The sequence below is a fragment of the Aeromonas sp. genome (assembly GCF_051657805.1).
Classification (GTDB): domain Bacteria; phylum Pseudomonadota; class Gammaproteobacteria; order Enterobacterales; family Aeromonadaceae; genus Aeromonas.
Window position 1 is genome coordinate 36,458 of the sequence record NZ_JBOFLJ010000059.1, and the last position, 11,366, is coordinate 47,823.

At 64.0% G+C, this 11,366-nt stretch carries 9 protein-coding genes; 6 read left to right on the forward strand and 3 right to left on the reverse strand.

Annotated features, from left to right (window positions below; all coding sequences use genetic code 11):
• Positions 1 to 3: 3 nt before the first annotated feature.
• Positions 4 to 903: an acyltransferase gene (locus ACRCYW_RS18150; RefSeq protein ID WP_438551415.1), complete on the reverse strand. Its 900-nt coding sequence runs from the start codon at positions 901 to 903 to the stop codon at positions 4 to 6.
• Positions 904 to 1,036: 133 nt separating this feature from the next.
• Complete coding sequence (locus tag ACRCYW_RS18155) at positions 1,037 to 2,551, reverse strand: YifB family Mg chelatase-like AAA ATPase (RefSeq protein WP_438551416.1); 1,515 nt, start codon at positions 2,549 to 2,551, stop codon at positions 1,037 to 1,039.
• Positions 2,552 to 2,935: 384 nt separating this feature from the next.
• Here ACRCYW_RS18155 and ilvG point away from each other — a divergent pair, with 384 nt between their 5' ends.
• The 6 genes from ilvG to ompA all read left to right on the forward strand — a co-directional run bounded on the left by ilvG (position 2,936) and on the right by ompA (position 10,796).
• Positions 2,936 to 4,582, forward strand: a complete 1,647-nt coding sequence (gene ilvG, locus ACRCYW_RS18160; RefSeq protein ID WP_438551417.1) for an acetolactate synthase 2 catalytic subunit — start codon at positions 2,936 to 2,938, stop codon at positions 4,580 to 4,582.
• A complete protein-coding gene (ilvM, locus tag ACRCYW_RS18165) occupies positions 4,579 to 4,842 on the forward strand; it encodes an acetolactate synthase 2 small subunit (RefSeq protein WP_438551418.1) in 264 nt (87 codons plus the stop codon). The genes ilvG and ilvM overlap by 4 nt, the downstream gene beginning before the upstream one ends.
• Positions 4,843 to 4,854: 12 nt before the next feature.
• Positions 4,855 to 5,787, forward strand: a complete 933-nt coding sequence (locus ACRCYW_RS18170) for a branched-chain amino acid transaminase (protein WP_438551419.1) — start codon at positions 4,855 to 4,857, stop codon at positions 5,785 to 5,787.
• Positions 5,788 to 5,929: 142 nt separating this feature from the next.
• A complete protein-coding gene (ilvD, locus tag ACRCYW_RS18175; RefSeq protein ID WP_438551420.1) occupies positions 5,930 to 7,771 on the forward strand; it encodes a dihydroxy-acid dehydratase in 1,842 nt (613 codons plus the stop codon).
• 3 nt (positions 7,772 to 7,774) lie between these two features.
• On the forward strand, positions 7,775 to 9,310 hold the full coding sequence (gene ilvA, locus ACRCYW_RS18180; protein WP_438551421.1) for a threonine ammonia-lyase, biosynthetic: 1,536 nt from the start codon (positions 7,775 to 7,777) through the stop codon (positions 9,308 to 9,310).
• A gap of 364 nt (positions 9,311 to 9,674) precedes the next feature.
• Complete coding sequence (gene ompA, locus ACRCYW_RS18185) at positions 9,675 to 10,796, forward strand: porin OmpA (protein WP_438551422.1); 1,122 nt, start codon at positions 9,675 to 9,677, stop codon at positions 10,794 to 10,796.
• 53 nt (positions 10,797 to 10,849) lie between these two features.
• On the opposite strand, the gene ACRCYW_RS18190 is transcribed toward ompA, so the two are convergent.
• Positions 10,850 to 11,308 carry an HPP family protein gene (locus ACRCYW_RS18190; RefSeq protein ID WP_438551423.1) on the reverse strand — a complete coding sequence of 153 codons (459 nt, stop codon included), beginning with the start codon at positions 11,306 to 11,308 and terminating at the stop codon, positions 10,850 to 10,852.
• Positions 11,309 to 11,366: the final 58 nt, after the last annotated feature.

Sequence of the window (11,366 nt, forward strand, 5' to 3'; positions counted from 1 at the left end):
CCTTTAGGGCGTCTCGTTCGCCAGCAGCTGGTTCAGGGTCAGGTCCTTCTCATGCCAGATCCCGTTCAACCACTGCTGAAACTCTTGTTGGAACTCGGGGTCATTGAAGTAATCCCCCACCAGATTGCGTTCGATCGGCAAGAAGCGGACCCGAACCTTGATCTCCCTGACTCGACCGCACATGAAGTCCCAGTAACTGGGGATGCCGCCCGGATAGGCGATGGTGACATCCACCAGCTTGTGCAGTTGATCCCCCATGGCCGCCAGGGTAAAGGCGACCCCGCCGGCCCTCGGATGCAGCAGGTGACGGTAGGGGGCGGCCTGTTTGTCATGCTTGCGGGCGGTGAAGCGGGTGCCCTCCACGAAGTTCATCACACTCACCGGAATATGGCGGAACTTGGCACAGGCCTTGCGGGTAGTTTCTATGTCTTTTCCCTTCAGATGGGGGTGTTTTTCCAGAAATTTACGGGAATAACGCCGCATGAAGGGGAAATCCAGCGCCCACCAGGCCAGGCCGAGAAAAGGTACCCAAATCAGTTCTTTCTTGAGGAAAAACTTCAGGAAGGGGATTTTCTGATTAAAAATCCGCTGCAATACCAGTATGTCGACCCAGGATTGATGGTTGGCGATGACCATATACCACTCATTCCGGCTCCCTTTGTCCACTCCGACCACCTCAAAGGGGGTTCTGATGATGACTTTCTGGATCAGATTGTTGAAACCTATCCAGCAGCCAGCGCTGCCGTCCAGCAGCGCGTTGCACAGGGTGCGCCACCCCTTGAGGGGCAGCAGCAGCTTGAGCAGGCCCAGCAGCAGTATGGGGACAAACCAGAACAGAGTGTTGAGGAAATAGAGCAGGGTCGAGAGGCTGCCGCGCAGCCCCTCTATCAGCTTGTTGGCCATGAGTCGGGTCCGTTTCTTGTCTGTGGATGACCAGCAAGTGGTCAGATCTGTGCCCATATTATCAGCCGCTGGCCCGTTAAACCATGCAGGGTCCATCTCGAACGAGGCCCTTGCCGTCATGACATCCTCTCGCTCAGCCGCTGCGCAGCCGGGAGAGCAGCCTGTCCATGGCCCGGTAACCGAGGGCCTCGATCAGGTGTTCCTTGCCGATATCGGGCCGCCCCGCCAGATCAGCTATGGTGCGGGACACCCGCAGTATGCGGTGCCAGGCCCGTATGCTGAGGCCGAGCCGCTGGATGGCGTTCTCCAGAAATTCGGCGTTCTGTGGCGATAATCGGCAAACGACATCGATTTCACGGCTATCCAGCAGGTTGTTGAACTTTCCACCGCGGGCCAGCATGCGCGCTCTCGCCCCCAGCACCCGCTCGCGGACCTGCCGGCTCGATTCGCCGCGCTCCGCCTTGCCGGTGAGGCTGCCCTTGGGCAGCAGCGGCACCTCCACCGTCAGATCGAAGCGGTCGAGGAAGGGGCCGGAGAGCTTGCCGAGGTAGCGCAGGATCTGATCCGGGCTGGAGCGGGTCTGGCCGTCCCCGTAATGGCCGCAGGGGCTGGGATTCATGGCGCCGATGAGCTGGAAACGGGCGGGAAAATCCACCTTACGGGCGGCCCGGCTGATGGTGATATGGCCGGTCTCCAGGGGTTCGCGCAGGGCGTCCAGCACCTTGCGCTCGAACTCCGGCAACTCGTCCAGGAACAACACGCCATTGTGGGCGAGGGAGATCTCCCCTGGCCTGGGGTGGCTGCCACCGCCCACCAGGGCCACGGCGGAGGCGCTGTGATGGGGCGTGCGATAGGGCCTGTGGTGCCAGTGACCGGCCCGCGGGGTCAGGCCGCCGATGGAGTGGATGGCGGCGGTCTGCTGCGCCTCCTGCTCGCTCAGCGGCGGCAAGATGCCGGGCAAGCGGCTCGCCAGCATGCTCTTGCCTGTGCCTGGCGGGCCGATGAACAGCAGGTTGTGGCTGCCAGCGGCGGCGATCTCCAGCGCCCGCTTGGCCTGGGACTGGCCGATCACATCCTGCAGATCCGGGATATCGGGCAAGATCTCCGTGCTCTGGAGCTCGGGCAGAGGCAGCTCATACTGGCCCGCCAGCCAGGCGGTGACCGCCAGCAGCTGGTGGGCGGTGCGCACCTCGGCATCCTGGATGAGAGAGGCCTCCTGGCCATTCTCCCGCGGTACCAGCAGGGTGCGCCCCGCATCCCGGCAGGCGAGCACTGCGGGCAGTACCCCGAGCACGGGGCGGATCTCGCCGGTCAGGGCGAGCTCCCCTAAAAATTCGTGATCGAGCAGATATTTTGCAGGTATCTGCTTGGAAGCGGCGAGAATACCGATGGCGATGGCCAGATCGAAACGGCCCCCCTCCTTGGGCAGATCGGCGGGGGCCAGGTTGACCGTGATGTGTTTGCTCGGAAACTCGAAGTTGCCGTTGAGCAGGGCGCTGCGCACCCTGTCCCGGGACTCCTTCACCGAGGTTTCCGGCAGCCCCACCATGTTGAAGGCGGGCAGGCCGTTGGAGAGGTGGACCTCCACCGTCACCTGAGGGGCAGAGATGCCCAGGCTGGCACGGCTATAAACCACAGCTAATGACATAAATCCCGTCCTTGGTTTGATGTATATGCTGGTTAACCGTTTTTTATTAGTTTTTTGTTCCAGTAATGGGCACTGGGCTTGCGTTTATACAGAGTCTTGTCAGGTAAAAAGTGCTTGCCCAATGAAAATCACCGTGCTAGTTCTAATAGCCATTCGCGGTAAGAACCGCCCAATTTCACAGGATTTCCGGTTGTAACTATGAACATGGCCTCCCGTTTCGTCAGCATTATTGTGGTCCTAGTGGTGATTATTATCTCACCGCTCGGGGCTCGTTTAGCTGCACGGAACAAGGGATAGACCCACCACCGGACAGAACGAAAACAAGCGACCCCCGAGCCTCACGGCCCGGGGGTTTTTTTTCGACCAAAGGACAGGATTTTCCACATGAACGGCGCGCAGTTTTTGGTACAGGCTCTCAAGAAACAGGGTGTGACCCAGGTGTTTGGCTACCCGGGCGGGGCCATCATGCCGGTCTACGACGCCCTGTATGACGGTGGCCTGGCCCATCAGCTCTGCCGCCACGAGCAGGGGGCTGCCATGGCCGCCGTGGGTTATGCCCGTGCCTCCGGCCAGGTGGGGGTCTGCATTGCCACCTCGGGTCCGGGCGCCACCAACCTGGTGACCGGGCTGGCGGAGGCGCTGCTGGACTCCGTCCCCCTGGTGGCCATCAGCGGTCAGGTGCCCTGCGCCGCCGTGGGCACCGATGCCTTCCAGGAGGTCGACGTGCTCGGCATGTCCCTCTCCTGTACCAAGCACTCCTTCATGGTCACGGATGCGGCGGATCTGGGGCAGGTGCTGGCGGAAGCCTTCGTCATCGCCACCTCGGGCCGTCCCGGCCCCGTGCTCATCGATCTGCCCAAAGATGTGCAGTTGGCCGCCGTACCGAAGCTGAGCCCGCTGTTCGCGGTGGAGGAGCCGCAGGCGCTCAACCCGTCGGAATTGACGGTTGCCCGCACCCTGCTGGATGCCGCCGAACGCCCCGTGCTCTACGTCGGTGGCGGGGTGGGCATGGCCAATGCGGAGGCTGAGTTACGTGACTTCGCCGCCACCACCGGCATGCCGGCGGTCACCACCCTCAAGGGTATAGGGGCGCTGGATCCCGACAGCGCCGTTTATCTGGGCATGCTCGGCATGCACGGCACCAAGGCCGCGAATTACGCGGTGCAGCAGTGCGATCTGCTGCTGGTGGTGGGGGCCCGTTTCGATGATCGGGTGACCGGCAAGCTGGACGAGTTCGCTCCCCACGCCAAGGTGATCCATCTGGACGTGGACGCCGCCGAGTTCGGCAAGCGCCGCACCGCCGAGGTAGGAATCACCACGGATCTGACCCTGGTGCTGCCCGCGCTCGCCATGGCTCTCGACATAACTCCCTGGCGGGAGCACTGCGCCGCCATGGCCAGGGAATACGCGTTTCGCTACGACCACCCGGGCCAGGCCATCTATGCCCCGGCCCTGCTCAAAGAGCTTTCTTCTCGTCTGCCCGAGAGCAGCGTGGTGGCCTGCGACGTGGGCCAGCACCAGATGTGGGTGGCCCAGCACATGCGCTTCACCAGTCCGCGCAACCACCTCTCCAGCGCCGGTCTCGGCACCATGGGGTTCGGCCTGCCCGCCGCCATCGGCGCCAAGATGTCGCGCCCGGAGGATGAAGCGGTGCTGGTGAGCGGCGACGGCTCCTTCATGATGAATGTGCAGGAGCTCGGCACCATTCGCCGCGCCCAACTCAAGGTGAAGATGGTGCTGCTGGACAATCAGCGTCTCGGCATGGTGCGCCAGTGGCAGGAGCTGTTCTTCGATGGCCGCTACAGCGAGACCATACTCTCCGACAACCCCGACTTCGTCGCCCTGGCCGCCGCCTTCGGCATCCCGGGCGAGACCATCACATGCAAGGAGCAGATAGCCGGTGCCCTGGATCGTCTGCTGGCGAGCGAGAGCGCCTACCTGCTGCATGTGGCGATTTCAGAGGAAGAAAACGTCTGGCCCCTGGTCCCCCCGGGAGTCGCGAACCACAAGATGATGGAGCAACGCCCATGAACCAGCACAGTCAGCACCAGCACACCTTGCATATCCACGCCCAGCCTAGACCCGAAGTGATGGAACGGGTGCTGCGGGTGGTCCGCCACCGCGGCTTCGCCCTCAATGCCCTGCATATGGAGCAGGATTGCCAACAGCTGCGGATCACGGTTACTGTCGAGTCGGAGCGTCCCATCCAGCAGTTGTGGAGCCAGCTGAATAAGCTGGTGGACGTATCCCGGGTCGATGCACTGGAACAGCCATCCCGGATCAGCGCTTAAGGAGCCAAGCCAATGTCACAGCCTTCTCACCCTCAATACATCTGGTTCAACGGCAAGATGGTGCCCTGGCAGGATGCCCAGGTCCACGTCATGAGCCATGCCCTGCACTATGGTTCCTCCGTGTTCGAGGGAGTGCGTGCCTACGACACCCCCAAGGGGACCTGCATCTTCCGCCTGCAGGAGCACACCCGCCGTCTGCTCGACTCCGCCAAGATCTACTGGATGGACGTGCCCTACGACGAGGCCGAGGTGAACGAGGCCTGCCGCGCCGTGGTGCGTGAGAACGGTCTGAAGAGCGGCTATCTGCGTCCCCTGGCCTTCATCGGCAACGTGGGGCTGGGGCTGCACCCGCCGCTGGATGCCAAGGCCGATCTCATGGTCGCCGCCGTTCCCTGGGGCGCCTATCTGGGGGAAGAGGGGCTGAAGAACGGGGTGGATGTGTGCGTCACCTCCTGGAACCGGCTCGCGCCGAACACCATACCGACCGGTGCCAAGGCCGGTGGCAACTATCTGTCGTCCCAGCTCATCAGCCGGGAAGCCAAGCGCAACGGCTTCGCTGAGGGGCTGGCGCTGGACGTGAACGGCTACCTGAGCGAGGGGGCGGGGGAGAACCTCTTCCTGGTGAAGAACGGCGTGCTGTTTACCCCGCCCGCCACCGCCGCCATCCTGCCCGGCATCACCCGCGACACCATCATGACCCTCGCCCGTGACCTGGGTTACGAGGTGCGGGAGCAGGCGCTGCCGCGCGAAGCCCTCTATGTGGCCGACGAGATCTTTATGACCGGCACCGCCGCCGAGGTGACCCCGGTGCGCTCGGTAGATCGGATGCAGGTCGGTGCCGGTCGTCGCGGTCCGGTGACCGAGCAACTGCAGAACGCCTTCTTCGGCTTGTTCAACGGGCAGACCGAGGACAAGTGGGGCTGGCTGACCCCGGTCAGGGATTGACGAGAACGGGGAGGCCAGGCCTCCCCGAGTCGCCTCCGCTCAGTGGCGCCGGCGTGCATTGAGCAGAGTCGATTGCCGACTCGCGAGTCACATTCATGTTTCAAAGATAATGAGCCCCATGGGCATTCAGGGAGTAGAGACAATGCCGAAGTTGAGATCCGCCACCACCACCCACGGACGTAACATGGCCGGGGCCCGCGCGCTCTGGCGTGCCACCGGCATGACCGATCAGGATTTCGGCAAGCCCATCATCGCCGTGGTCAACTCCTTCACCCAGTTCGTGCCGGGTCACGTGCACCTCAAGGATCTCGGCCAGCTGGTGGCCCGCGAGATCGAGGCCGCCGGCGGGGTCGCCAAGGAATTCAACACCATAGCCGTGGATGACGGCATCGCCATGGGCCATGGCGGCATGCTCTATTCCCTGCCGTCCCGGGAGCTCATCGCCGATTCCGTGGAATACATGGTCAACGCCCACTGCGCCGACGCCATGGTCTGCATCTCCAACTGCGACAAGATCACCCCCGGGATGCTGATGGCCGCCCTGCGCATCAACATTCCGGTGATCTTCGTCTCCGGCGGCCCCATGGAGGCGGGCAAGACCAAGCTGTCGGATCAGATCATCAAGCTGGATCTGGTGGATGCCATGATCCAGGGGGCCGATCCCAAGGTCTCCGACGCCCAGAGCGAACAGGTCGAGCGCAGCGCCTGCCCCACCTGCGGCTCCTGCTCCGGCATGTTCACCGCCAACTCCATGAACTGCCTGACCGAAGCCCTCGGCCTCTCCCAGCCGGGCAACGGCTCCATGCTGGCGACCCACGCGGATCGGGAGCAGCTGTTCAAGCTGGCGGGCCAGCGCATCGTCTCCCTGGCCAAACGCTGGTATGAGCAGGAAGACCCGACCGCCCTGCCGCGCAACATCGCCACCAAGGCGGCGTTCGAGAACGCCATGGCGCTGGACATCGCCATGGGCGGCTCCACCAATACCGTGCTGCACCTGCTGGCGGCGGCCCAGGAGGCCGGGGTGGACTTCACCATGGCCGACATCGATCGCATGTCCCGCAAGGTGCCCCAGCTGTGCAAGGTGGCCCCTTCCACCCAGAAATACCACATGGAGGACGTGCACCGCGCCGGTGGCGTGGTCGCCATCCTGGGTCAGCTGGAGAAGGCCGGTCTGGTGCACGGGGATGCCCGCAACGTGCTCGGCACCTCCCTCGTCGAGCTGCTGGCGCAATACGACGTGAGCCGCTGCGACGACCAGGCGGTGCACGACTTCTACCGCGCGGGCCCGGCGGGCATCCGCACCACCAAGGCGTTCAGCCAGGACTGCCGCTGGCCCGAGCTGGATCTGGACCGCGCCGAGGGCTGCATCCGTTCCCTGGACAACGCCTACAGCCTGGAGGGGGGCCTGGCCGTGCTCTCCGGCAACCTCGCCATCAATGGTGCCATCGTCAAGACCGCCGGGGTGGATGAGGAGAACCTCCGCTTCCGTGGCCCGGCCAGGGTGTTCGAGAGCCAGGACACCGCAGTGGCGGGCATTCTGGACGGCACAGTCAAGGCCGGCGAGGTCGTGGTGATCCGCTACGAGGGGCCGAAAGGGGGCCCGGGCATGCAGGAGATGCTCTATCCCACCACCTATCTCAAGTCGATGGGGCTCGGCAAGGTCTGCGCCCTCATCACGGACGGTCGCTTCTCCGGCGGTACCTCGGGCCTCTCCATCGGCCACGTCTCCCCGGAGGCGGCCTCCGGCGGCACCATAGGTCTGGTGGAGGACGGGGACATCATCAACATCGACATCCCGGCTCGCAGCATGGTGCTGGAAGTGGCCGACAGCGTGCTGGCCAGCCGCCGCGCCGCCGTCGAAGCCCGTGGCTGGAAGCCGCTCAATCGCCAGCGTCAGGTCTCCTACGCCCTGCGTGCCTACGCCATGCTCGCCACCAGCGCCGACAAGGGCGCGGTGCGCGATCTCAGCAAGCTGGAGGAGTGAGCCATGGTCTCTGCGGCGGATTATCTACGCAAGGTGTTGCTCTCCCCCGTCTATGAGGCGGCGCGAGTGACACCGCTGCAAACCCTCAAGAAGTTGTCCGAACGGCTCGGCAACCACGTGGCCCTCAAGCGGGAGGACCTGCAGCCGGTGCACTCCTTCAAGCTGAGGGGCGCCTATCACAAGATCGCGACCCTGACCCAGGAGCAGAAGGAGCGCGGCGTCATCGCCGCCTCCGCCGGCAACCACGCCCAGGGGGTCGCCCTGTCGGCGGCCAAGCTCGGCATCAAGGCCATCATAGTGATGCCCACCACCACCCCGGACATCAAGATCGACGCGGTGCGCCGCCAGGGTGGCAACGTGCTGCTGTTTGGCAACAGCTTCGACGAGGCCTACGGCGAGAGCCGCCGCCTCGCCGAGCGCGAGGGCTATTCCCTGATCCCGCCGTTCGACGACGTCGAGGTGATCGCGGGCCAGGGCACCATAGGCAAGGAGCTGCTGGAGCAGGATACCCACCTCACCCATGTGTTCGTGCCGGTGGGGGGCGGCGGCCTGGCCGCCGGGGTGGCGGTCTACATCAAGCAGCTGCTGCCGGACGTCAAGGTGATCGGGGTGGAGGCGGAGGGCTCCGCCTGCCTCAAGGCCGCGCTGGCGGCCGGTGAGCCGGTCAATCTGGAGCGGGTCTCGTTGTTTGCGGACGGGGTGGCGGTCAAGCGCATCGGCGAGGAGACCTTCCGCCTGTGCAACCAGTATCTGGACGAGGTGGTGACCGTCTCCAACGACCAGATCTGCGCGGCCCTCAAGGACATCTTCGATGACTGCCGCGCCATCGCCGAGCCGTCGGGGGCTTTGTCCCTTGCAGGCCTCAAGGCTTACAGCGAGCGGGAGCAGGTCAAGGGGGGGAGAATGGCGGCTATCTTGTCCGGCGCCAACGTCAACTTCCACAGCCTGCGCTACGTGTCGGAGCGCTGCGAGATCGGCGAGAAGCGTGAGGGCATGCTGGCGGTGACCATCCCGGAGCGCAAGGGGGCCTTCCTCGACTTCTGCCGCCAGCTCGGGCCCCGCATGGTGACCGAGTTCAACTACCGTTACGCGGACGCCGAACAGGCCTCCCTGTTTGTCTCGGTGCGCCTCACCGGCGGTGACGAGGAGCTGGGCCAGATCATCGATCAGCTCGGCGGCAACGGCTACCCCGTGGTCAACATGACCGAGAGCGAGCTGGCCAAGAATCACGTGCGCTACATGATTGGCGGCCGCCCGGCGCGGCCGCTGGGCGAGAGGCTCTACAGCTTCAAGTTCCCGGAGCAACCGGGGGCCCTGATGCGCTTCCTGGAGACCCTCGGCTGTCGCTGGAACATCAGCCTGTTCCACTACCGCAACCACGGCGCCGACTATGGCCGGGTGCTCTGCGCCTTCGAACTGCCGGACGAGGACGTGGCCGCCTTCCACGACTACCTGCACGAGCTGGGGTATGGCTGGAAGGAGGTGAGCGAGGATCCCGCCTACAGGTTATTCCTGGCAAGCGAGAGTCGGAGGGACTGAACGCCTAGCCCTGATCCACGACCGGAGAGCCTCGCTCTCCGGTTTTTTATGGTGCGTTGCACGAGGTCGGCGATGGTTGGCAGGAGATGAACGAGGATCCCATCTGCACGGTTGTTCCTGGCGAGCTAGACTTGGTTGCTGGCAACCGTCTGAAAACGAAGGGCTTTGCCCTTCGTTTTTTATGGGCGGTACGGGGAAAGGGGCTTGTGTGGGTCGATAATGTCGCCAATATCACACTCCTGAGTCCCTGGTCATTTGAGGCTGGTCACAGATGGGATAATCTGGGCGCGGGGCTTGCGTTCGGGGCCCCGTCAGGGAAGAGAGGCGCATCCAGCGTCATAACAATTCATTGCAGGGGCTCATCATGAACAAGTCTATGCTCGCCGCCCTCATCGGCGGTCTGATGGCATCGGGGGCGGCGTCGGCCGCCGCCCAGGACAACACCTGGTATGTCGGCGGCAAGGCTGGCTGGTCCAACTACTACGGGGTGGATTACGACTCCCAGATCGAGAATATGCTGGATGCCGCCAGGGTGAACGAAAACAGCGACGATCTGGGGCTGGGGGCCTTCGCGGGCTATCAGATCAATCGCAACCTGGCCGTCGAGCTGGGCTATGACTGGCTCGGCAAGTACGAGGTGGACAGACACTACGCGGGCAATGGCATAGATTCCGGACTGGAGGGTGAGGCCAAGGCCCAGATGGTGCAGGCCACCATGAGGATCATCCTGCCCGCGACCTCGGCCCTGGACATCTATGGCCGCCTGGGGGGCGCCTACGCCTGGACCGACAGCTCCATCAACGCCTGGTACCGGGACGGCGTCAATTCCCTGTCGGAGTCGAACAGCGGCAACTACCACGGGGCCGCCTTCGTGGGCGCGCTCGGGGTGGAATACGCCATCGACAAGGATTGGGCCGCCCGCTTCGAGTATCAGTACACCACCCCCCTCGGCAAGACCTCCCCCGGGGAGTCCGGCATAGAGATGGACAACGGCCTGCTGTCGGTCGGCATGCTCTACCGCTTTGGCCAGGTAGGGGACGAGCCGGTGGCGCCGACTCCGGCCCCTGAACCCGCGCCGGCCCCCGTGCTGGTGGAGAAGCAGTTCAGCCTGGACTCCGACGTGCTGTTCGAGTTTAACAGGGCCACCCTGAAGCCGGAGGCGAGCCAGGCGCTGGACAACCTGTTCGCCCAGATCCTGGCCGCCAATCCGAAGGACGGGATCGCCACCGTCATCGGTCATACCGATCGCCTGGGCTCCGATGCCTACAACCAGTCCCTGTCCGAGCAGCGTGCCCGCACGGTAGCGGATTATCTCATCGCCAAGGGGCTGTTTGCCGACAAGGTGCGCGCCGAGGGGCGCGGCGAGTCTGAGCCGGTGACCGGCGGCAGCTGCCCGAATGCGGCCAAGGCACAGATGATCGCCTGCCTGGCCCCGGATCGCCGGGTCGAGGTGCGGCTGACTGGGGTCTCCCAGGCCGCCGAATAAGCTGGTGCAGTCATGGGGTAAAAACAATGAGGGGGCCATGGCCCCCTCGTTGTTTATACGGGACTCGGCCGCCATGTTTTCAACCGTCTGGCACAATGACTCACCATGATCAGCAACAAGGCGCCGGGCAGGACGGTTTGCCAGAGGAAGGGCCAGGATTGGGCGGTGAGTAGAACCAGCAGTGGATTGGCCCCGGCGGGTGGGTGTATCAACCCCAATCCCTGCATGAGCGCAATGGATAGACCTACACCAAGGGCCAGCTTGAGTTCCATCGGCAGAGGGAGCAGTTGCACCACCAGACCCACGGTGGCCGATAACAGGTGGCCTCCCAGCACGTTCTGCGGGCGTGCCAGGGGACTGTCCGGCAGGGAGAAGAGCAGCACACAGCTTGCCCCGAACGGTGCCATCACCAGGGTCAGTTGCCAGCTCAGATCCAGCCATCCGAGCAGGGCTATGGCCAGACTGGCCCCGAACCCCGCCAGCCAGGCCCCTCGCCATCGTCTCGTTTCCATCTTCTATCTCCTTGTTTGCACCGGATGACTTGATCCAGCCTGCGACATTAGGTAGACA

Excerpts from the sequence above, each read along its gene's own strand:
- ACRCYW_RS18150 (WP_438551415.1), bottom strand. The coding sequence starts at position 903 with ATGGCCAACAAGCTGATAGAGGGGCTGCGCGGCAGCCTCTCGACCCTG.
- ACRCYW_RS18155 (WP_438551416.1), bottom strand. The coding sequence starts at position 2,551 with ATGTCATTAGCTGTGGTTTATAGCCGTGCCAGCCTGGGCATCTCTGCC.
- ilvG (WP_438551417.1), top strand. The coding sequence starts at position 2,936 with ATGAACGGCGCGCAGTTTTTGGTACAGGCTCTCAAGAAACAGGGTGTG.
- ilvM (WP_438551418.1), top strand. The coding sequence starts at position 4,579 with ATGAACCAGCACAGTCAGCACCAGCACACCTTGCATATCCACGCCCAG.
- ACRCYW_RS18170 (WP_438551419.1), top strand. The coding sequence starts at position 4,855 with ATGTCACAGCCTTCTCACCCTCAATACATCTGGTTCAACGGCAAGATG.
- ilvD (WP_438551420.1), top strand. The coding sequence starts at position 5,930 with ATGCCGAAGTTGAGATCCGCCACCACCACCCACGGACGTAACATGGCC.
- ilvA (WP_438551421.1), top strand. The coding sequence starts at position 7,775 with ATGGTCTCTGCGGCGGATTATCTACGCAAGGTGTTGCTCTCCCCCGTC.
- ompA (WP_438551422.1), top strand. The coding sequence starts at position 9,675 with ATGAACAAGTCTATGCTCGCCGCCCTCATCGGCGGTCTGATGGCATCG.
- ACRCYW_RS18190 (WP_438551423.1), bottom strand. The coding sequence starts at position 11,308 with ATGGAAACGAGACGATGGCGAGGGGCCTGGCTGGCGGGGTTCGGGGCC.